Here is a 21,749-nt window from a genome sequence, read left to right as displayed (position 1 = left end):
CGGGTTCCGTCGCAGAACACCCCGTCGCGTTCGACCTCAGGCCCCGAGGTACGACTCCTCGACGCGCTTGTCCTGTGCGAGTTCCGAAGCCGTGCCCGAGAGCGAGATCTCGCCGGTCTTGATCACGTAGCCGCGGTCGGCGACGCGCAGGGCGTTGTAGATGTCCTGTTCTACGAGCAGTACCGTCGTTCCCTCGTCGTTGATCCGCTGGATCGCCTCGAACACGTCGTCGACGAGGACGGGTGCGAGCCCCAGGCTGGCCTCGTCCAGAAGGAGGAGGTCCGGTTCGCTCATCAGCCCGCGGCCGATGGCGAGCATCTGCTGCTCCCCGCCGGAGAGCGTGCCGGCGGTCTGCGTTTTGCGTTCCTCGAGTCGCGGGAAGATGTCGTAGATCCGTTCGAGTCGCTCCTGCATTCGGCTCCGATCGAGGTGCGCACCGAGTTCGAGGTTCTCGCGGACGGTGCTCTCGGTGAAGACCTCCCGTCCCTCCGGAACGTGTGCGACGCCCTTGGCGACGACTTCCTCGTGCGGCAGGTCGCCGATCGACTGGCCCTTGTACCTGATTTCTCCGGACATCGGCGAGAGGTCCCCACAGATAGTCTTCAGCGTCGTCGTCTTCCCCGCACCGTTCGCGCCGAGGAGCGCGACAGTCTCGCCTTCCTCGACTTCGAGACTCACGTCCCAGAGGACCTGTACGTTGCCGTACGCGACATCGATGGCGTCCACTTCGAGTAGTGACATTGACTACCACGTGGATTGTCACGGTCTTTCTTAAGCCTACCTTTCGGTCGACGCGCCGCGGGGAGCTCACCGGTCACTTGGCCAGAAAAAGAGCGATGTGCGCAGAGCGCGCGCCGAGTGCAGCCTACTCCTGCCCGCCCTTCTGGACGTTCGCGTCGGCGTAGCTCACGTCGCGGCCGGTGACGTCGACGGTCATCGAGCCCACGTCCTCGATCTCGGCGTCGATGGTGTCGCCGTCGTGTAGTTCGCTGACGCCCTCGGGCGTGCCGGTGGTGATGACGTCACCGACTTCGAGGGTCGCGCCGAGCGAGGCGTACTTGACGACGTCCGCGCAGGTGTAAACCATATCGCCGGTGTTCTCGTACTGGCGGCGCTCGCCGTTGAGTTCGAGTTCCATCTGGAGGTCCTGCGGATCGTCGATCTCGTCGGCCGTGACGACGCACGGGCCGATGACGGTGAACGTGTCGTAGGACTTCCGGTTCGAGCGGTCCTGATCGCCGCGCAGCGAGATGTCGAGGAGGATCGTGTATCCGAAGATGTGGTCCCAGGCCTCCTCGGCGGAGACGTCCTTCGCCTCCTCGCCCATCACGAACGCGAGTTCGACCTCGTGGTCGGTGCGGCGGTCCTCGAACGGCAGTTCGATCCCGTGGTCCGGGCCGACGACGCTGGAGGGGGCTTTCAGGAAGTAGCCTTTGTCCTTGATCGAGAACCACTCGTCGGTGGTGATGTCCTTGTCGGAGATGGCCTCCTCGATGTGGTTCTCGTAGTTCAGCGGCGCGGCGATGACTTTGCCCGGACGACCGACCGGCGAGCCGATCTCGACGTCCTCGACGTCGTGATCGGGAGCCTCGTCCTCGTACTCGGAGGCGTCGTAGTCGCCCTCGATGTACTCCACGAGCGGTTCGTCGCCGTCGAGGCCCAGGCGGTCGGTGAGGTCGATCACGCCGTTGCCGTCGTCTGTGAGCAGTCCGAGCTGATCGTCGTCGTAGCGGACGAATCGCATACCCGTGAGTTCGTCGGAATCGGTGATAAAAGGTTCCGTTCGGGCCGCGAGCGTGGCTCGGGCCGATCGGAAGTCCTACAGGTGACTCTCGGTGCGCGACAGGTCGACGTCGGCCGCGACGTCCTCACGGAAGTGCGCCGCGAGCGAGTCGAGCGTCCAGCCGTCGGGCTCGACGCCGACGGCGTCCATCGCCGGGTCCGAGAGGACGCCGACGCGGTCGCCGCCGGCGTACAGCGTGCAACCGGTCACTCCCTCGCTCGCGTCGCTCGCCAGATAGGCGACGAGCGGAGCGACCTTCTCGGGCGGCATCTCCTCGCGGGTGTAGGGGCGGTGCTCCTCGGGGACCGTCTCGGTCATCCGGGTATACCCGTTCGGCACCAGCGCGTTGACCCGAACGCCGGAGCGCAGCAGTTCGTTCGAGACCGAGCGCATCATCCCCAGGACGCCCGCCTTCGCCGCGGCGTAGTTGGCCTGCCCGAGACTGCCGCGAGCCGCGCCGGCGCTGACCGCGAGATACGAGCGCTGGCGGTCAAATCCCGCATCCTCGTCATCGTCGGCCGCGTCGCGCCAGTGTGCGCCGGCCGCGCAAAGCGGCGCGAACTGACCGGTGAGGTTGGTCTCGAGGACCTCGCGCCAGTCTTCCTCGGAGAGTTTGTAACTGATGCCGTCGCGGAGGATGCCCGCGAAGTTGCAGACGAAGTCGAGCCGACCGTACTCGGCTACGGTGTCCGAGATCAGCGTCTCGGCGTAGTCGAAGTCGCTCACGTCGCCGTGGTGGGCGATCGCCGTGCCACCGGCCTCGCGGATGTCGCTCGCGACGGCTTCGGGGACGGACGCGTCGCTTCCGGTCCCGTCGACGGCCGCGCCGAGGTCGTTGACGACGACGCGAGCCCCGTGGGAGGCGAGTTCGTGTGCGGCGGCTTCACCGAGGCCGTTGCCGCCGCCCGCGACGATGCAGACCGTGTCCTGAAGCATTCCGTTCGTGACCGTGAGTTAGAACGGGTACTCGCGCGGTTCGGTCTGCAGGGAGATCCACTTCTTCTCGGTGACCTCGTCAAGGAAGTCGTCGCTGTTGTATCCGCCGAGGCCGGAGGCCTTCGTCCCGCTGAACGGAACGTGCGCCTCGTCGTTGATCCCCTGATCGTTGACGTGGACGTTGCCGGTGTCCATCCGTTTCGCGATCTCGAGACCCTCGCCGATGTCGCCGGCGTGGACCGACCCCGTCAGGCCGTACTCGGTGTCGTTCGCGATCTCGACCGCCTCGTCGACGTCCGAGAACGGAATCACGGGTGCGATGGGACCGAAGTGCTCGTTGCAGGCGGCCGCCATGTCGTTCGTGACGTCGGAGAGGACCGTCGGCTTGACCACCAGCGAGTCGTCGACGCCTTCGACGTCGGCCGTCTCGCCGCCGGTTTCGAGCGTCGCGCCAGCTTCGACCGTGCGCTCGACGTAGTCGAGCATCTCATCGCGCTGGGACTCGTTGATGATGGGTCCGATGACGACCTCGTCGTGGGCGTTACCGGCGGGCAGCGACTCCGCACGCTCGGTCAGCTTCTCGACGTACTCGTCGTAGACGGACTCGTGGACGACGTGGCGGTTGATGGAGATACACACCTGGCCCTGGTGGATGAAGGACCCGAACACCGCAGAGTTGATCGCCTCGTCGATGTCGGCGTCTTCGGTGACGATGTGGGCGTTGTTGCCGCCGAGTTCCATCGCGGGGACCGAGAGGTTCTCCGCCGCGAGCCCGGCGACGTGCTGGCCGACCTCCGTCGAGCCAGTGAACGCGACGACGTCGCTGTCCGGATGACTGGCGAGGTGGTCACCGATGTCGGATCCGGAACCGGTGACGACGTTGATCACGCCGTCGGGGATGCCGGCCTGCTCGGCCAGGCGGGCCCAGAGCAATCCGCCGACGATCGGCGCGTCCGTCGCGGGCTTGAGGACGACTGAGTTCCCGGCGGCCACGGCCGGCGCCAGCGCGCGCGCCGTGAGATTCAGCGGGAAGTTCCACGGCGAGATGACCGTGACCACGCCCTCGGGTTCGCGGTAGACGAGGTTGTCCTTGCCCGGGATGTTCGAGCCGGCGGTCTCGCCTTTCATCCGCCGCGGCAGCGTCGCGGCCTCGCCGAGGTGGTCCATCGTGATCTGCACGGCGGTCTCACCGACGCCGTGGATGCCGCCGATCTCGGCCGTATTCAGCTCGATGACTTCCTCTTGGTGTGCGTCGAGTTCCTGGATGAGGCCCTGGATGGCCTGCTCGCGCGCGGCGGGGGGCTGTTCGCCCCACTCCTTCTGGGCTTCGACGGCCGCCTCGTACGCGGCGTCGACGTCCGCTTCCGTGCCCGCGGGAACTTCGGCTACGACCGCCCGCGTCGAGGGGTCCTCGACGGGTGTGCTCTCCCCGCTCTCGGATTCGACCCACTCGCCGTCGATATACAGTTTGTTCCAGTCCGCGTCGATACTGTACGGTGACTGGCCTTCGAGTGCCATACAATACCATTAGGCGTAGCACTAATGAAAGTTTGGTCAGATGCCCGGTTTTACCGGCTGTTACCCCGGTTACATCGGTGATATCGGAAATTTTCTGTACCGCGGTCCTGGGGGTTCGTCGTGGCGGAACAAGGGGACGGCCGTGGTCGGTGCACGCACAGACGCTTGGTCTGTGATCATCGAGATGTTCCACGAGCCGTGGATGGCCGTTCCTTCGTCTCCCTGCCGGGTCGGCCGCAGTGTGTCCGGTACGCTTTTTTTCCGCCCGCCCGACTCCCAGGCCGACTGTGGCAAGCCCTGACTCACCACCCCGACTCGAGGAGGCGACGGTCTCCGATATCCACCGCGCGATGGCTGCGGGGGACCTGACGGCCCGGGAACTGACCGAGTGGCACCTCGACCGGATCGACCGCTTCGACGACCGGCTCGGGGCGTTCATCCACGTCTCCGCTGACGTCCGCGACCGCCTAGAGGAATTGGACGAGCGGTTCGAAGCGGAGGGGCCGGTCGGCCCGCTCCACGGAATCCCGGTCGTCCTGAAGGACAACGTGGACGTGGCCGGGACGCCGACGACGGCCGGTTCCCAGGCGCTGGCCAACGCCTTCCCGCCCGACGACGCCACGATCGTCCGCCGGCTGCGGGAGGCCGGTGCCGTCGTCCTCGGGAAGACCAACCTCGACGAGTTCGCCCGCGGCGGGGACGGATACAGCCCGCTCGGGGGACAGATCCACAATCCCTACGACCTCGACCGACATCCGGGCGGCTCCAGCGGCGGGACGGCGGTCGCCCTCGCGGCGAACCTCGCCGTCGTCGGTATGGGGACTGACACGGGCGGCTCGGTCCGGCTGCCGGCGGCCTACACGAACACCGTCGGGCTCCGTCCCACCGTGGGACTGGTGAGCCGGGACGGGATCGTCCCCAACGCGCTCACCCACGACACGGCCGGGCCGATGGCTCGGACCGTCGAGGACGTCGCGGCGGTACTAGACGCCATCGCCGGGTACGATCCCGCCGACCGAGCGACCGCGAGGGGACACGGCCGGCGGCCGGGGCCGCCCGAGGGGAGCTACCGTGACTCACTCCGAGAGGACGCCCTCGACGGGGCACGGATCGGCCTGCTCTCGGGGACGGTTGAGGCCGCGCACGACGAGGTCACGACGGTCCTCGCGGAGGCCGAGCGCGAGATGGGACGGTTGGGCGCGACCCTCGAGCGGACGACGGTCCCGGACACCGACCCGGGCGAGGCCTGGCGGGATCTGAACCTGGTGAACCGCGAGTTCGCGCGCGACCTCGACGCGTACCTCCCGACCCTCGAAGGCGACGCCGTGCCCTCGACGCTCGATGAACTGATCGAATCCGGCCAGTTCCGCGACGACTACGAGGAGACGTTCCGGGAGTGCGCGGACGTCGACGCCGGGGCGCTCGGTGCGAACGTCGAGTACCTGCGCCGGCGGGTCGGGCTCGGGGAGTTCCGCGACCGCGTTCTCGAGGTGTTCGCGGCGGACGACCTCGACGCGCTCGTCTATCCCACGGCCGCCGTCCCGCCGGCCCCGGTCGGCGAGAACGTGCCAGTGAGCGCTCTCAACACGACGCTGACGGCCGCGGCCGGACTTCCCGCGCTCACGGTTCCGGCCGGATTCACCGACGAGGAGGGCCTCCCCGTCGGCATCGAGTTCGCGGGCCGGCCGTTCGGAGAGGCGGACCTCCTCGGGATCGGGTACTCCTACGAACAGGGAACGGGGCATCGGCGGCCGCCGGACGCGTTCAGGAGTGCTGCTGACTGAGCGGACTCACTCGCCCACCGGGACGATGACGCGATGCCGTCCCGGACACGTGGCGACAGAGAGGCGGACGGTGGCAGGACGCCGGTCCGACAGGATAAAGAGCACGGGCCAACCGATGACTCACAGACTACGAGTCGGCGGCCGACCGCCGACCCACGATACCTCAGTATGAACCGAACCGACGACGACGCGCTCGACTCGCTCACCGGCTGGCTCATCGTCGCTCTCGGCCTGACGATCCTCGTACTCGATTGGGGCCTCATCTTCACCTTCACCGTCTACTCGGACGCGCTCGCGAGTGCGTTCGGGCTCTCGGGGTTGCAGGTCTCGTCGGTGTTCTCGATCACCACCGCCACGTTCTACGTCGCCGGAGGGCTGATCGGCGTTCTCATCGCCCGCGTGCCGCTCCGTCCGGTCGTCGCCGTCGCCGGAGTGGGCTTCGGCGTCGCAGTCGCCCTGCTGCAGGTCTCCGGCTCGTACGCCGGCCTCGTCGCGGCCTTCGCCCTCGTCGGGATGGCCGGCGGATCGATGTTCGTCATCGTCGTATCGCTGGTCCCGCAGTGGTTCGACCAGTACGAGGGCCGAGCGATGGGTATCACGATGATCGGGAACGGACTGGGTATCCTCGTGCTGCCCCCGCTGTGGATCTGGCTCCTCGAGCGAACGGGTATCCGCGACGCGTTCGCCGTCGTCGCGGGGGCGATGGCGCTCGTGATCCTCGGTGCCAGCCTCGTGTACCGCCGGCCGCCCGGCAGCCGGTCCACGTCGTCGCCGGTCGACGTCTCCTGGCTGCGGGCGAACCTCACCGATCCGCGGTTCGTCGGCGCGCTCGCCGGGTTCTCGTTCCTCTGGAGTTGGTACTTCGTGCTCTCGGTCGATGCCGTCGGCGTGCTCACTGCGAACGGGATCAGCAGATCGGTCGCCGCGACGGCGTTTGGGATCATCGGGGGCGTCAGCGTCGCCGGTCGCGTCGCCAGCGGCGAGTTCGGCGACCGGATCGGAATGCGGGTGACGCTGACAGGCGGCGTCGCGCTGGCCGCACTGGCGATGGTGGCGCTCCCGTGGATGAGTTCTCGGCTGATGATGTACGCGCTGTTGGTCCTGTTCGGGATCGGCCTGGGGACCGTCGCGCCGCTGTTCTCGCCGATCATCATCGGGCGCTTCGGCCCGGCGAACGCGACGGCCATCGTCGGCCTCTTCATCCTCGGCCAAGCGGCGACGTCGTTCACCACCCCCGTCGCGCTGAACGTCCTCTACGACCTCTCGGGTGGGTACACCGTCCCGCTGCTCGCCGTCGGTGGGCTGACGCTGCTCGGCGGGGGACTGTTCTACCGGGGCACGGCTCCGACTGACGACCCGACCGCCGGAAGCTGAACCCGGCCGCGCGAGACTACCGCGCCAGGCCGGCGGCGAGCGCCTCGATCGGTGTCGGCGGCTCCTCGCGATCTCGGTTCTCGCGAGCTAAGAGCGCGTGATCGACGGTCGTATCGAAATCGGAGAGTTGCGTCCGGCAGGAGGCACCGGGGGCGACGACCGACTCCGCGCCGCTGTCGTCGATCTGTTCTTTCAGCGTCTCTCCGATGGCCGTACTCATCGCGTGGTGTTCGGCCTCGTATCCGAAGCTCCCGGCCATCCCACAGCAGCCCGAGTCGAGCGGGTCCACGCGGTAGCCCGCCCGGCGGAGCACGCCGACGGCGTGGTGATCTTTCTTCGTCGCCTTCTGATGGCAGTGGCCGTGGTACGCGACCGAGCGGTCGGGGGCGTCGAACTCGATCCCATCGTCCAGCCGGAACGTATCGAGGTACTCACAGACGCCGTAACTGTTCGCCCGGAACGTCTCGACGTCGGGGCCCGAGAGCAGGTCGCCGTAATCCGACTGGAGCATCACCGCGTCGGAGGGTTCGGCGACGACGACGTCCCACCCCGCCTCGATGCGCGGGAGCAGCGCGTCGACGTTCTCCCGGGCCGTCTCGCGGGCGACGTCGAGGAACCCTTTCGAGAACGCCGGGCGACCGCTGTCTGTCACGTCCGCGACGTCGACGTGCACGCCGGCGGCTTCCAGCACTTCGACGGCGGCCTTTCCGACGTCCGGGTGACTGTAGTTGGTGTACGTATCGGGGAGGAGCACGACCCGGTGCTCGGCGTCGTCGGGATCGACCCGTGACCCGCCGCGTGCCTCGAACCAGTCCTGCAGCGTTTCGCGCTCGAAGGTCGGGAGCGTCCGTTCGGTCGCGATACCGATCGTCTGCTCCAAGACGGTCCGTGCGCCGGGCACTTTCGTCGCCCAGTTGGTGAGTGGCGCGAACGTGCTCCCCAGACTGGCGAGCGTGTCCACGTTGGCGAAGATCTTCGAGCGCAGCGAGGACCCGTGTTCCTCGTGGTAGGCGTGCGTGACCTCGGCTTTGAGCTTCGCGAGGTCGACCTCGCTCGGGCAGTCGTTCGCACAGCCCTTGCAGCCGATACAGAGGTCCATCACCTCAGTGACGAATTTTTCATCCGTCGGGTCGTCGGGGAGGTCGCCGCTCATCGCCTGCCGGAGCATATTCGCCCGCCCGCGGGTCGCGGTGATCTCCTCGTCGGCCGCGCGGTAGGTCGGGCACATCACGCCGCCGTCGGACTGCTGAGTCCGACAGCCGCCACACCCGTGACAGAGTTCGACCATCCCCTGCATCCCGTTCTCGTTGTCCCACTCCAGGGCGGAATCGAACCCCGCCTCGAACTCGTAGTCGGGATCGAACCGGAGGTTCTCGGTGAGCGAGACGTCGCCGCAGACCTGTCCGGGATTGAGCAGCCAGTCGGGATCGAACGCGGTCTTGAGATCCTGGAAGGCGAACCAGAGTTCGTCGCCGTACAGTTTCCGGTTCCACTGGGTCCGCGCGCGTCCGTCACCGTGCTCGCCCGAGACTGACCCGCCGAGCTCGACGACCAGGTCGGTGACGGCCTCGCCGATGGCCTGCATCGCGTCGACGTCGGGCTGGGACTTCGTGTCCACGAGCGGGCGGACGTGCAGGACGCCCGGACCGGCGTGGGCGTAGAACGCCGCGAACGTGTCGTGTTCGTCCAAAACGTCCTGGAAGCCGGAGACGAACTCGGGGAGGTGCTCCGGCGGGACGGCGCAGTCTTCGAGGAAACTGATGTGTTTCGCGTCGCTCGTCCGGCTGAGGAGGATCGGAAGCCCCGATTTCCGGAGTTTCCAGAGCTCTTTGCGGTCCGCCTCGTCGTGTGCTTCCAGCGCGTCGAAGGCGTAGCACTCCGCCGCGCTGTCGGCGTCGTCGGCATCGCCGTCATCTTCGGCGTCGTCGGCGCCCCGTCCGGGGACACGATCGGCGAGGAGCCTCTGGATCTGCTCTCTCCCGTCGTCCTCGTCCTCGGCGTAGAATTCGACGAGCAGCGCGGCTTCGGTTCGGTCTGGCAGTTTCCCGGCGACTTCCTCGAACTCGGACGTCTCCGCGGCGAGTCCGATCAGCACGTCGTCGATGAGTTCGACGGCCGCGGGGTCGTGCTCGAGGACGTGAACGACGTCGCTGACGGTGTCGAGGACGCTGTCGTAGGTCAGCAGGGCGACCGATTTCGTCTCGGGTTTCGGTTCCAGCGAGACGGTCGCCTCCGTGATGACCGCGAGCGTGCCTTCCGATCCCGCGAGCAGTCGCGCGAGGTTGACCACGCCCGCCTCGCCGAACTCGCCTTCGGCCTCCGCGTGCAGGCGATCGAGGTTGTATCCCGACACGTTCCGCTTCATCTCGGGGTAGCGCCGCTCGATCTCCTCGCCGTGTTCGTCGAGCAGTTCGACGACGCCCGCGGCGATGCGTTCCGCTGCGTCGCCCTCGGGATCGGCGCGCTCGCGGAGTTCGGCCACCTCGACGTTGCCGAAGGTGGTGACCGTGCCGTCGGCCAGCACCGCTTCGACCTCTTCAACGTAGTGGTCCGTCTTCTCGTAGACGAGCGAGTGCGCGCCGGTCGAGTTGTTCCCGATCGCGCCGCCGATGGCGCTCCGGTTGCCCGCCGCCGGATCAGGGCCGAACGTCAGTCCGTGCTCGGCCGCGCGGTCGTTGAGCGTCGCGAGAACGGTACCCGCCTGCACTCGCGCCTCGCGGGCGTCGGGGTCGATCGACTGCACGCCGTCCATATGCCGCGTGAAGTCCAGCACGACGGCCTCGTTGACCGTCTGGCCGGCGAGGCTCGTCCCGCCGCCACGCGGGAGGACCGGGATCTCTTCGTCCGCGCAGTAGGCGACGACGCTCGCGACGTCGGCCGTCGACGTCGGGAAGACGACGCCGATCGGGGTCACCTCGTAGGCGCTCGCGTCGGTGGCGTACATCTGTCGGGTGTACGTATCGAAGCGGACCTCGCCGGTGACGCGCGCGTCGAGCGCGTCCACGAGGTCCGGCCGTTCGACCGACTCGGAGACGTACTGGTAGTCCGAGCGGTCGTCGCGGGCCGGCGCGGGACGTGCCACGCCGCCGTCGGGGACGGCATCGCTGTCGCGATCAGGCATATTGCCTATTACTGAGTGGAACGGGCACTTATATTCGCCGCTGTCGGGACCCCGGGTGCTCGTGAGTCGGCGGTGAGGAGAGCGACGTGAGCGGCCACACCAGCCGTCACCGAAGGTACTGTTTTCACCCTCCGCGCCGAGGTGCCTGCATAGGTGTCGGCGACCACCGAGCGATTGCAGGAACTGACCGATCGACTCCTGGTCCGCGACGCCGCCGCCCACGCGGACGCCATCGACGCGCTCGCCACGGAGGGCGACGAACGCGTCGTCCCCCACCTGGCCGAACTGATCGTGATCGACAGCATCGCCAACGACTGGGACTCCTTCGGCTTTCCCGCGGTCCTCAGAGACCGAGACCCCCCGCGGTATCTGGACCTCCCGGAGGTGCGCTGGCCCGGTGTCCGTGACGCGCTCGCGGCGCTCACCGAACCGGATTTCGACTCCGATCACGCGTGGGTCGAGTGGGAGTCGTGGTACTCTCAGCAAGAAATCGATCCCCTCCCGGGCTTCGAGGACTGGAAGCGTCGGCTCTATCACTCGTATCTGCCGCCCGTGGGCGGACTGCTGGACTGCGAACCGCGCGACTTCGAAATCCAGGACATCCGCTGGGGCAACTGCGACCGATCGTTCCTCGCGGCCCTGAACGCGCCGACGTTCGTCCCCGGCGACGCTGTCGACGCCGGAGCGGCGGGGGCCACTGAGGCGGACACCGACGCGGGCGACGGTGACGACGCCCCGGAGCGCTACCTGGAGGACGACCACCTCGTGTTCGGGTTCGAGATTCAGGGGACGGCCTACGCCGTGCCGCGATGGGTGCTGTTCCCGCACGAACTCCTGAACGCGGAGCTCGACGGCGTCCCGGTGAGCCTCACCTACTGCACGCTCTGTAACGCGCCGATCCTTTACGACCGACGGCTTCCGACGGGCGAGGGAGGCGACGACGGAGCCGCGCCGGGCGTGCGGACCTTCGGTAACAGCGGGATGCTCGCGTCCGGCAACAAGGTGATGTACGACGAGGAGACCGAGACACTCTGGGACCAGCACGCCGGCACGCCGATCGGGGGGCCGGAACTCGCCGAGAACCCGGATCTGTTCCTCGACCAGTTCGCGGTCACACAGACCGAGTGGGGTGACTGGAAAGCTCAGTACCCGGACACACTCGCGCTCGACATCGAGACGGGCTACGGGTACGACTACGCGCACTACGACGGCGACATCGGCTTCTTCGAACATTACTGGAACCGTGAGGAGGTCGTCCAGCCGGGCGTCAAGCGGGCCGATGGGCCGCTTCCGGAGAAAGCCTCGGTCTACGGTCTCACAGGCGACAGTCCGGACGAAGTCTGGGTCGTCCCCGTCGACGCGCTCAGCGAGCGAGAACACGGCGTGGTCACCGGCGAAGTGGCGGGTCGACGAGTGGTCGCGACGCTCGATGCGACCGACGACGTCGCCGTCTACGAGTCCCCAGGGTCGACGGTCGAGCGCGTCGCCGACGCGGACGGGGTCGCCCTCGTCGACGACTCTGGGACGCGCTGGGACCTCCACCGCAACGAACTCCGGTCGACCGACGGCGAGACGCGCGAGCGGATCCCCGGTCGCCACGGCCTCTGGTTCGCGTTCCGGACGCACTACGAGACAGTCCACGTCGTGGAGTGACCCGGCCGGCGGATCAGGTCCGCTCGGTATCGAGGTCCTCGACGCGCTGTGCCACCGCGTCGACCTGCTGTTCGAGGTCCGCCACCTGTCGTTCCAGGTCGTCGAGCCTTCGTGTTACTGTTCTGATCCGTTGCGCCAATTCTTCGTCCCGTCGCTCCGGCTGTTGACCGTCGGTGTCGCGGTTGAGGAATGCGACGACGCCCAGGAAAATCGGCACCGTCACCAGTCCGAACAGCAGGAGGACGAACGCCGTTCCGGGGTCCATCGTCGGACGTGGTCACGCCCGGAAATTATCTGTTGTGCTTCCCCGTCAGAGACTCGTTGCTACCGCATAGAAACCACGAGTGTGTTTATTCAGCTCCCCTAACTGCCTATTGCAGCCACCCTGCCTTCCCATCCAGTGACTGAAACGCCCTTTGGCGGTCGCTACGACAAGATATAGTTCAGAAGAAAACTATATAGTCGTTCTTATGCCTGCTCGCGATCCGCGAGCGCGGCCTCGACGTCGTCGACGAACTCCCGGTTGCCGACGTAGACCGGGGTCCGGGCGTGAAGGTCGTCTTTCTCGACGTCCAGCAGCGACTGCGACCCGTCGGAAGACGCGCCGCCGGCGCTCTCGACGATGTATCCGACCGGGTACCCCTCGAACTGGACGCGGAGTTTGCCCTCGGCCGCGGTTTCGAGCGTCGGATACGCGAAGATCCCGCCGTAGGTGAGCACTTGGTTCACGTCGCCGATCATCGCTCCGCCGTAGCGGAGTTTCATCGACGGGTCCGATTCGACTCCCGCGGCGAAGTCCGCGAACTCGTCGACCCAGTTGGGGACGCGGCCGCCGAAGCCGTACACCGAGGGGTCCTCGGGGATCGTGACCTCCTCCTGGATGACCTGGTACTGGCCGTCCGGATGGATGACGTACTCGGTGACACGTGACTCCTGGGCGGCCATCATCGTCGTCGTCGCTCCGTAGAGTACGTACGCCGCCCCCACCAACTGGTCGCCCGTGGCCGGCAGGTCCCCGTCGTAGATCGCGACGATCGTTCCCATCGCCGCGTTCGGTTCGAGGTTCGACGAGCCGTCCAGGGGATCGACGCACACCGAGAGCCCCGACCCGACGTCGATCGGCTCGGGCTGTTCCTCGCTGGCGTACGTGCCGACGCCGTCGAGGGCTCCGAGCCGCGATTCGAACAGCTCGTCCGCGTAGACGTCCGCTTGCTTCTGCGTCTCGCCGGAGGGGTTTTCGCCCTCGATCGTCGCCCGGCGACCCGGGAGACCCTCCCTGACGTCGGGCGCAGATTGTGCGACGACGTCGAAGACGGCGTCGACGGTCGCGCTGATCGATTCGGCGTCGGATGGAGCGGAGCGGTCGGGCATAACTGTGAGATCACTCGAGTTACGGCGTGAGTAGGAGACGATGCGACGACAGATCACATAAAATCTTTGTTCAAAAATCGATCGGTATCGAAGGCATACCGGCCGAATTCGCGTGCTTCTCCCTCCCGCCGATCGCCGGCTGTCGGGATACTGGTCGCGCTCGTCGTGTCGGGTTACTGACCGCGCCCGTCGGCGTCGTGGTCGCGGGCGCGTTGCCGCCACGATCGCACGCGTTCGAGGTCGATGTCGAGCGCGTCTGCGACGCTCTCGGGATCCGCCGTCGCGAGCCGTCGAACCGAGCCGATCCCCGCCTTTCGGAGGGTCGTCGCGACGTCGTCGTCGAAGCCGTCCACGGCCGTCAGCGGGGTCGGAGCGCTCCGGTCCCGCCAGATCGACTCGGCATCGCGGTCGGCGGCGGCGGCATCGCGGTCGGCGGCGGCGGCGTCGCGGTCGGCGTCGTCGGCATCGCGGTCGTCTGTGTCGTCGGCGTCCTCGGCCTCGTCGACCGCTGTCATCTCCCCGGCGCGCCACGCCGCTTCGCCGGCCGTCGACGGCGACCCGTCCGTGTCGGAATCGTCGTCGTCCGCCAGTTCGTTCGTTCGAGCCTGCCAGACGGCCTCACCGGCGGTCGCGTTCCCAGATCCGTCGGCCTCCGCGTCGGCGTCCGAATCCGACTCTGACCAGCCCGACGATTCGGCGATCCACGCGCGTTCGTCGTCGTCGAGTCCGCGAATCTGGTCGGAGCGCCGATCCAGATCGGTCCCGCCGCCGTCGAGTGACCACGACAGTGAGTGCTCTCGCCGGATCTTCGCCGCGACGCCGGGGTTGACGCCCGCGTCCGTCAGATCCCGGTAGGAGACGCGCTTCTTCCAGATGTCCGCGACCGAGATCTCCGACGCCGCGAGGAGCGGCGCAGACTTCGGGCCGACGAACCGGAGCTCCTCGAACTCCGCTGGGACGGGGCGATCCTCGGAGGTGTCCGCGCCTATGCCGTCGCCGCCGTCGTCCGTGTCTGACGCATCGGCTTCAGAAGCCGCATCCTCGGCGCCCTCGTCCGGGATCGTGTTCCACGGCAGCGGGATGTCGAGCGGTTCACCGTCGGGGACGTCGGCACCGCTCTCGAACCCCGGCTCCTCGGCGTCGGGATCGGGAGCGATCGGCTCGCTGGACTCGTCCCCATCGTCTGTCACAGTTGCCCCTCTGGTTGTAACTCCACAGTCGGTAACTTGAGTATTTCCGTCATCGGATCGACCAATCTCAGGGCTGATAGCCTCGCCGGCGGCTTTATTCGGGGTGCCGCCGACGATCCGACAATGGCGACGATACGTGTCGAGGGACTCAGAAAGACCTACGGCGACTTCCCCGCGGTCGTCGGGAGCGACTTCAGCGTCGACACCGGCGAGATCTTCGGTATCGTCGGGCCGAACGGCGCGGGCAAGACGACCACGCTGAAGATGCTGGCCGGACTCGTCGAGCCGACAGCGGGCGTCGCCGAGGTGGCCGGCCGCGACGCCGGCGATCCGGAGATGCGTCGAGACCTGGGGTTTCTCCCGGAGGAGTCTCCGCTGTACGAGGATATGACGCCGCGGTCGTATCTGGGATTCTTCGCGGACCTCTACGACGTCCCCCGCGAGGCCGCGCGCGAGCGAACGGAATCGACGCTCGACCGCCTCGAACTCGAACACCGCGAGCGACGCCTGGGAGATATGTCGAAAGGGATGAAGCGAAAGGTCGCGATCGCGCGCTCGCTCGTCAACGATCCGGATCTCCTCATTTACGACGAGCCTGCGTCCGGACTCGATCCGCTGACGACGAACTACGTACTGGAGTTCACGCGCGACCTCGCCGACCAGGGGAAGACGGTCGTCTTCAGCGCGCACAACCTCTATCACGTCGAGAGTATCTGCGATCGGATCGTGATCATGAACCGGGGCGAGATCATCGCCCGGGGGACCGTTCCGGAGATCCGCGAGGAGTACGGAACCACCGCGTACCACGTCTTCACGACCGTCCCGGTGGCGGGCGCAGAGCGCGACCATCGCGCCGATACGGAACGCTACCAGGCCGTCGTCGACGATATGGCCGCCGTGGAGTCGATTCGGGAGGCCGCCGCTGCGGCCGACGGGGAAGTCGTCGACATCCGGACGCGCGAGCAGAGCCTCGAGGACATCTTCCTCGACCTGGCGGACGAGACGCCGCCCGAAGCGGCCGCCGGTGGCGGGCGAGCGCCGAGTGAGGCGGCCGCGGAAGAAGCGAACGCGCAGCCGTCAGACGGCGGGCGAACGGGCGCGGAGCCATCGAACGGGAGCCGCGAGCAGTGACGCGCTCGCTCCGGGAACACCTCTCCGCGATCCGTCGGATCGCCCGCTGGGAGATCGAGCGCTCCGCCGGGATCGTCGATCGCCGGACGGCCGCCCTCGGGGCGGTCGCACTCCTCCTCGCCGGGGCAGTCGTCGGCGCGGGCGCGATGGCCGGCGGTGTCTCGCTCGACCGCGACATCTACCGCGTGGGCGTCGCCGAGGACAGCCCCTACCACGGGCCCGTCGAGCGAAGTGTCGCGCTCGAGGCGACGCGGCCCGATCCGGACGCGCTCCGCGCGGGCGACGTCGACGTCCTGGTAACCGACGGACGCGTCCGCATCGCCGACACGCCGAAGGGGCGCGCAGCGCTCTCGGAGTTCCGGTCGGCGGTTCGCTCCGCCAACGTCGAACTGATGCGAACGCAGGAGAACGGCTCCGCCGCGTTCCCGGTCGTCGTCGTCCTCCAGTACGTCTCGCGTTCTTCGGGACTTCCCGACGCGGTTACCGACGACGACGGCGGCGGGGGAATCAGTGGCGGCGACGGGGGCGACAGCGGCGGCGACGGAAGCGGTGGCGGAACGGCGACGCCGACCGGTGACGACAGCGATGCGGCAGCCGACGGTGGGAGCAGCGGGCCCCTCGGCGTGCCGGGACTCGGCGGCATCAACCCGCTCGGGAGCGGTGGATCGGGATCCCCCGCAGAGATCCAGCCGCCGTTCCCGTTCGGATCTCTGGTGCTGGCCTTCGCGTTCCTGGTCCCGATGAACTTCGTCGTGCAGGCCTACGGCAGCACGATGCTCAACGAGCGGATCAACCGCCGCGGCGAACTGCTGCTGGTGGCCCCGGTCTCACCGGCCGACATCGTCGCTGGGAAGACACTCCCGTACCTGGGTGCGATGATCGTGCTGACGGCGCTCGTTGCGCTCGGCGTCGGCGGGAGCCTCGTCTCCGTGGCGGCCGTCCTCCCGATCGCGCTCGTGTTCCTGGCCGCCACGTTCGCGGGCGCGATGTTCGCCCGGTCGTTCAAGGAACTCACCTTCGTGACGGTCACCGTGTCGGTGTTCTTGACCGCCTACACGTTCGTGCCCGCGATCTTCGCGAACGTGACGCCGATCGCGCTCATCTCGCCGCTCACGGTCGTCGTCCGCGACCTCCAGCCCCTGCAGTCGGTGACGCCGGACGCATTCCTGTTCGCGACCGCGCCGTTCACGCTGTGTGCCGGGGTGCTGTTCCTGCTCGGTGTCGGCATCTACCGGGAGGAGGACCTGTTCACACAGCGGCCGGTGCCGCTGAAATTCCTCGACGCGCTCGACGCTCGGGTGTCGCGACCGCGAGACGTCGCGATCCTCTCGGGGCTGTCGATCCCGTTCGTCTTCGTCGCGGAACTACTCGCCATCGCCGTGCTCTTCGCACTGCCGGTGTCGCTCACGATCCCGCTCTTGCTTTTCGTCGTGGCACTGATCGAGGAGGTCGCCAAGAGCCTCCACGTCTACGCCGCGTTCGAGAGCGGGACCTTCGCCGGAACGCGGCGCGTCGCACTCGTCCTCGGCGCGCTCTCGGGGCTCGGCTTCTTCGTCGGCGAGAAGTTCACCGCGGTCGCGCAGGTCGTCGGCCTCCCGGAGTTGGCGCTGGGGCAGGCCGCCTTCGCCCCCGCCGGGATCGGCCTGTTCTCGGCCGCCGGGTTGCTGGTCGCGCCGCTCGTCTTGCACGTCACCACGGCGAGCCTGACGGCGCTCGGCGCGAAGCGGGATCTCCGGTGGTACGCGCTGGCGTTCGCCGGCAGCGTCGTGCTGCACACGGCGTACAACCTCACGGTGGTGAGTCGCCTTGGCTGATCGGACCGACCCGCGTCTGACGATCGCCCGGCGAGAACTCGGGAGCCTCCGGAAGGAGAAGACGATCGTGCTCGCGTTGGTCTTACAGCTATTCATCGCGGCGTTCTCGTCGTTCCTGGTCGTCGGCCTCGTGTCGCTGTACGACCCCGGGCAAGTCCAGGGGACCGAGGTCGACATCGCGGTGACGGGCGACGCCTCCGAGGATCTGATCCGGGCCGCGAGCGAGGTCCGCGGTGTCGACGCGCAGTACTACCGCAGCGAGGAGACGGCCTTACGGGCGTTCCACGAGTACCGGGGGACTGGGATCGACGCGGTGTTGGTTGCGGAGACCCGGGACGAACGAGTGTTCGTGCGAGCGGTCGCCCCCGACGGCAACGTGCAGACGACGGTCGTCGTCGTCCAGTTGCGCGAGGTGTTACGGTCCTTCGAGGACCTCAAGCGCACCCAGCGCGCGGCGTATCTGGACTCGCTCCCGCTGGAGTTGCCGCCGGAGACCTCCTCAAGCCCGTACTTCGGGTTCACCTACACCGTGCTCCTGCCGCTGTTGCTCTTCCTCCCGGTGTTCATTTCGGGGTCGATCTCCGTCGACGCACTCACCGAGGAGATCGATCGCGGGACCTTGGAGTTGCTCCGGGTCGCACCCGTCTCGATGACTGACGTCGTCGACGGGAAGCTCCTCGCTGCCGCGGGGCTCGCTCCCGCGCAGGCCGCGCTGTGGGTACTCCTGCTCGAACTGAATGGGACCAGCGTCTCGAACGTCCCTGCCCTGCTCGTGCTGGTCGCGGCGATGGCGCTCCTGGTCTGTTCGGTCGGTGCCGCGGTCGCCCTGCTCGCCCCCGAGCGTCGGGCCGCGCAGCTCCTCTACTCGCTGGGGGTGTTGCTCGTCTTCGGCGGAACCGCGGTGTTCCCGAACGGGCCGATCAACGCCGCCGCGCGGCTCGCTATCGGGAGCGCCAGCGGGATCGAGTACGCGGCGGTGGGGGCCGTCGTCATCGCGTCGCTCGCCGCCTACCTAGGGCTCCGCGGGATCGTCGGGCGTGTCGATCCCGACGCGCTCTGATCAGGCGACGTTGAGCGGAGCCGGTGCGCGACGGTCGAAAGCCGGAACACACACAACCCCCGGGCGTCGAGAGAGCATATGGGACTCGGAGGCACGGCAAAGAAGCTCCAGAAAGTGACGGAGATGGCCGAGGACGTCTACACGCGGCTGAACGATCTGCGGGACCAGATCATCGGGATGCGTGAGACGACCCAGGAGACGGCCGACCGGGTCGAACGGCTCGAGAACGAAACCGCCGAGATGCGGGCGATACTCGAAACCCTCGCCGAGAACGAGGGAATCGACATCGACACCGTGACCGCTGAGGCACACATCGCAGAGGCCGAAGCCGACGACGCTGCCGCTGCGGACGGAGCGGAGGACTCGGCTGAGGCTGCGGACGCGGACGAATCAGACGCCTGATCTGAGTTCGCAGCCGTCTCGCCCGATTGCGCCCCCGATACCCGGGCGCGGAATCAGTCAGCGAGCCGGGCGTGTTCGACTTTCATACACTTGTCCTGGACGTAATCGAGTCCGGCCTCAACAGCGCGGTCAGCGGCGTCGTCGTTGGTGATGCCGAGTTGGAGCCACACCGCAGCGACGTCGCCGACGTTCTCGTGGCGGTCGATCGCCGCGTCGACGATGTCGCCGGTTTCCTCGCTCGGACGGAACACGTCGACGATGTCGATGTCGACCGAATCCGGAACGTCCGACAGCGAGTCGTAGGCCGTCTCGCCGAGGATCTGGTCCGCGAAGGGGTTGATCGGGATGATCTCGTAGCCCCGCCGCTGGAGGTACGCCGGGATGTCGTGAGCCGCTTTCCCGGCGGTCGTCGAGCATCCGACCACGGCGACCGTCTCGCCGTCCAGTACCGATCGGAGTCCGGTGTCGTCAGTGATGTGCATAGGTGGACAGACGTGCGCGGGGCGTAAAATACTGCCGTACGGCGGGGCTCGTCTGTCCCGTCCACCGGAGTCGGGACGAAATTTGAACGGAGTTTGCACTCATCCGGAGGGGATCTGGAGGTGACTTCGGATCGACCTTGAAAAATGTACTTCCGGGCATCGTGTCTCGACACTCGTAGATGAGTCACTCCATCCTCACACGACGGCGGCTGGTGCGTGCTGTCGGGGCGGCAACGGCCGCCGCGCTGGCCGGGTGTACGACCAGGTCCGATGACGGGGCACAGACGGCCGGTGACGACGAATCGACCGAGGCGTCGATGGACGGCCAGACCACAGACGACTCGATGGGAACTGAGACGATGAACGACTCGATGGGAACTGAGACGATGAACGACTCGATGGAGACCGAGACAATGAACGACTCGATGGAGACCGAGACGATGAACGACTCGACGGAGACTGAAACGATGAACAGTGCTATGCAGACAGAGACCGTGAATGAGACGATGACCGAATCCACGAGCACCGAGATGACGACCGGGACGTCGGGGTGACCGACAATGAACCGTAGACTCAGGCTCGCCGGCGCGGCCGGTGTCGGAGGCGTCGCCGGGTCGTACGCCGTGACGGGGTACTCCCGTCAGTTCGTCGTCGCCCCCATCGACGCGTTCGTCGTCAGAGCGACGCCCGGCCGGATCGTCTCGTTTATGATCACCAACGTCGGCTCGGAGGCGCACGTGCTCCACGTCGCGCTCGCGTTGGTCGCCGCGATCGGAGCGCTCGGAGCGGCCGGCTTGGTCGGGTACCTCGGTGCACAGCAGATCGGGCTTCGACCGCGCGTCGTGGGACCCGCGCTGGGTGGGGTCCTCGCGTGGGGTGTCACCGTGGGACTCACCGGACTGCCGGTCGAGTCGCTCGGCGCGGCCGTTCCGGTCGCACTGCTCGTCGCGCTGGAGGCTTCCTCGGGGGCGTTCGACCGCGACGCGACCACCTCCTCGCAGCGGCGCGTACTCCTCGCCGAACTCGGCTCGCTGGGAGTCGCGGTGCTTGCCGGCGGCGCCGGAGTGCTCCGAGCGATCGACGTCGGGAGGACGGCGGGGACTGAGACGGACGCCGAGGCGGTGAGCGAGCCGACCCAGACGTCCGAACCGACCGTCGAGGGGGAGGCCGAACCCGAATCGACGCCCGAGCCCAGCGAGGTGGAGCAGTTGCTCGGACAGGCCGAGTCGCAGTCGCTGGCGTTCGCCGGCGACGGGCTCCCCGGCCTCGTCAGCGAGATCGGCTCGTTCTACAACGTCGACATCGCGCAGTTCGACCCCGAACTGCCGCCGGAGGACTGGTCGCTGACGTTCACCGGGGAAGTCGGCTCCGAGCGCACCATCACGTTCGAGGAACTGACCGATCGCCCCGTCGAGCACCGGTACGTCACGTTGCGGTGCGTCGGTGAATCGCTCAACGGAAAGAAACTCGACACGGCTGTCTGGACGGGGACACCGCTGAAGCCGCTGCTCGACGAAGTCGATCCGCAGGGCGCCTGCGGGTGTGCGATGCTGCGGGCCGAAGACGATTACTTCGTCCAGTTCCCGGTCGATGCGCTCGAAGACGCGTTCCTCGCCTGGGAGATGAACGGGCAGGCGCTGCCGACGTCGCACGGTCACCCGGTTCGGGTGCTCGTCCCCGGCCACTGGGGCGAAACGAACGTCAAGTGGGTCACAGAGATCGAACTGCTGGAGGCCGAGGCCGACGGATACTGGGAACAGCGCGGGTGGCACGGCACCGGCCCGGTGAACACGGTCGCCAAACTGTGGAGCACCACGACGCTCGAGGACGGTCGCGTGGAAGTGGCCGGACACGCCTACGCGGGAACCCGTGGCATCGAGCGCGTCGAGGTCTCGACGGACGGCGGGTCCACCTGGACGGACGCCGAGCTGTCGGAGCCGCTCCCCGGCTCGGACGTCTGGCGGCAGTGGCGACACGTCTACGAGGCCGATTCGACGCACGAAGTCGTAGTCAGGGCCATCGACGGGACCGGGACGATGCAACCCAAAGAACAGTCGGACGCGTTCCCCAGCGGATCGACCGGCTGGGTCTCAGAGACCGTGCGACCCTGACCCGCATCGGGAGTAATTT

General features: G+C 67.6%; 18 protein-coding genes. 9 read left to right on the top strand and 9 right to left on the bottom strand.

The window, feature by feature from the left end; translation table 11 throughout:
* Positions 1–36: 36 nt before the first annotated feature.
* The 4 genes from BLU74_RS10145 to BLU74_RS10130 all read right to left on the bottom strand — a co-directional run bounded on the left by BLU74_RS10145 (position 37) and on the right by BLU74_RS10130 (position 4,237).
* Entirely contained in the window at positions 37–741 is a 705-nt protein-coding gene (locus BLU74_RS10145) for an ABC transporter ATP-binding protein (protein WP_089767172.1), read from the bottom strand.
* Between the two features lie 124 nt (positions 742–865).
* Positions 866–1,744: a fumarylacetoacetate hydrolase family protein gene (locus BLU74_RS10140; RefSeq protein WP_089767171.1), complete on the bottom strand. Its 879-nt coding sequence runs from the start codon at positions 1,742–1,744 to the stop codon at positions 866–868.
* A gap of 75 nt (positions 1,745–1,819) precedes the next feature.
* Positions 1,820–2,719, bottom strand: coding sequence for an SDR family oxidoreductase (locus BLU74_RS10135; RefSeq protein ID WP_089767170.1), 900 nt, complete (start codon positions 2,717–2,719; stop codon positions 1,820–1,822).
* 18 nt (positions 2,720–2,737) lie between these two features.
* Positions 2,738–4,237: an aldehyde dehydrogenase family protein gene (locus BLU74_RS10130; protein WP_089767169.1), complete on the bottom strand. Its 1,500-nt coding sequence runs from the start codon at positions 4,235–4,237 to the stop codon at positions 2,738–2,740.
* Positions 4,238–4,524: 287 nt separating this feature from the next.
* Between BLU74_RS10130 and BLU74_RS10125 the strand changes: the two genes are divergently transcribed.
* Together BLU74_RS10125 and BLU74_RS10120 are read left to right on the top strand one after the other, a co-directional pair.
* A complete protein-coding gene (locus tag BLU74_RS10125; RefSeq protein ID WP_089767168.1) occupies positions 4,525–6,021 on the top strand; it encodes an amidase in 1,497 nt (498 codons plus the stop codon).
* 168 nt (positions 6,022–6,189) lie between these two features.
* A complete protein-coding gene (locus BLU74_RS10120) occupies positions 6,190–7,395 on the top strand; it encodes an MFS transporter (RefSeq protein WP_175454613.1) in 1,206 nt (401 codons plus the stop codon).
* A 16-nt stretch (positions 7,396–7,411) separates the two neighbouring features.
* Here the strand turns inward: BLU74_RS10120 and BLU74_RS10115 are convergent, their stop codons facing one another.
* Positions 7,412–10,516, bottom strand: coding sequence for an FAD-binding and (Fe-S)-binding domain-containing protein (locus BLU74_RS10115; RefSeq protein ID WP_089767166.1), 3,105 nt, complete (start codon positions 10,514–10,516; stop codon positions 7,412–7,414).
* A gap of 153 nt (positions 10,517–10,669) precedes the next feature.
* On the opposite strand from BLU74_RS10115, the gene BLU74_RS10110 reads away from it, so the two are divergent.
* The gene (locus tag BLU74_RS10110) at positions 10,670–12,169 is read left to right on the top strand and encodes a DUF3179 domain-containing (seleno)protein (protein ID WP_089767165.1); all 1,500 of its coding nucleotides are present in this window, start codon (positions 10,670–10,672) and stop codon (positions 12,167–12,169) included.
* A gap of 13 nt (positions 12,170–12,182) precedes the next feature.
* Here BLU74_RS10110 and BLU74_RS10105 read toward each other — a convergent pair whose 3' ends face one another.
* The 3 genes from BLU74_RS10105 to BLU74_RS10095 all read right to left on the bottom strand — a co-directional run bounded on the left by BLU74_RS10105 (position 12,183) and on the right by BLU74_RS10095 (position 14,730).
* Positions 12,183–12,434, bottom strand: a complete 252-nt coding sequence (locus BLU74_RS10105) for a hypothetical protein (protein WP_089767164.1) — start codon at positions 12,432–12,434, stop codon at positions 12,183–12,185.
* Between the two features lie 203 nt (positions 12,435–12,637).
* Complete coding sequence (locus tag BLU74_RS10100) at positions 12,638–13,540, bottom strand: class 1 fructose-bisphosphatase (protein ID WP_089767163.1); 903 nt, start codon at positions 13,538–13,540, stop codon at positions 12,638–12,640.
* Positions 13,541–13,713: 173 nt separating this feature from the next.
* The gene (locus BLU74_RS10095) at positions 13,714–14,730 is read right to left on the bottom strand and encodes a helix-hairpin-helix domain-containing protein (RefSeq protein WP_089767162.1); all 1,017 of its coding nucleotides are present in this window, start codon (positions 14,728–14,730) and stop codon (positions 13,714–13,716) included.
* Positions 14,731–14,853: 123 nt separating this feature from the next.
* Between BLU74_RS10095 and BLU74_RS10090 the strand changes: the two genes are divergently transcribed.
* From BLU74_RS10090 to BLU74_RS10075, 4 genes are all read left to right on the top strand, one after another.
* Positions 14,854–15,861, top strand: a complete 1,008-nt coding sequence (locus BLU74_RS10090) for an ABC transporter ATP-binding protein (protein ID WP_089767161.1) — start codon at positions 14,854–14,856, stop codon at positions 15,859–15,861.
* Positions 15,858–17,675, top strand: coding sequence for a PrsW family intramembrane metalloprotease (locus BLU74_RS10085; RefSeq protein ID WP_089767160.1), 1,818 nt, complete (start codon positions 15,858–15,860; stop codon positions 17,673–17,675). The genes BLU74_RS10090 and BLU74_RS10085 overlap by 4 nt, the downstream gene beginning before the upstream one ends.
* The gene (locus tag BLU74_RS10080; protein WP_089767159.1) at positions 17,668–18,735 is read left to right on the top strand and encodes an ABC transporter permease; all 1,068 of its coding nucleotides are present in this window, start codon (positions 17,668–17,670) and stop codon (positions 18,733–18,735) included. The genes BLU74_RS10085 and BLU74_RS10080 overlap by 8 nt, the downstream gene beginning before the upstream one ends.
* Positions 18,736–18,813: 78 nt before the next feature.
* Positions 18,814–19,137: a DUF5798 family protein gene (locus BLU74_RS10075; RefSeq protein ID WP_089767158.1), complete on the top strand. Its 324-nt coding sequence runs from the start codon at positions 18,814–18,816 to the stop codon at positions 19,135–19,137.
* A gap of 53 nt (positions 19,138–19,190) precedes the next feature.
* Here the strand turns inward: BLU74_RS10075 and BLU74_RS10070 are convergent, their stop codons facing one another.
* A complete protein-coding gene (locus BLU74_RS10070; protein ID WP_089767157.1) occupies positions 19,191–19,619 on the bottom strand; it encodes a CoA-binding protein in 429 nt (142 codons plus the stop codon).
* 179 nt (positions 19,620–19,798) lie between these two features.
* Here BLU74_RS10070 and BLU74_RS10065 point away from each other — a divergent pair, with 179 nt between their 5' ends.
* Both BLU74_RS10065 and BLU74_RS10060 read left to right on the top strand, forming a co-directional pair.
* Positions 19,799–20,173 carry a hypothetical protein gene (locus BLU74_RS10065; protein ID WP_089767156.1) on the top strand — a complete coding sequence of 125 codons (375 nt, stop codon included), beginning with the start codon at positions 19,799–19,801 and terminating at the stop codon, positions 20,171–20,173.
* 6 nt (positions 20,174–20,179) lie between these two features.
* Positions 20,180–21,730, top strand: coding sequence for a molybdopterin-dependent oxidoreductase (locus BLU74_RS10060; RefSeq protein ID WP_089767155.1), 1,551 nt, complete (start codon positions 20,180–20,182; stop codon positions 21,728–21,730).
* Positions 21,731–21,749 lie beyond the last annotated feature (19 nt).

It is taken from the genome of Halobellus clavatus, from assembly GCF_900107195.1.
Classification (GTDB): domain Archaea; phylum Halobacteriota; class Halobacteria; order Halobacteriales; family Haloferacaceae; genus Haloquadratum; species Haloquadratum clavatum.
Note: the sequence above shows the minus strand (reverse complement) of the source record. Positions and strands in the feature narration are given on the sequence as shown.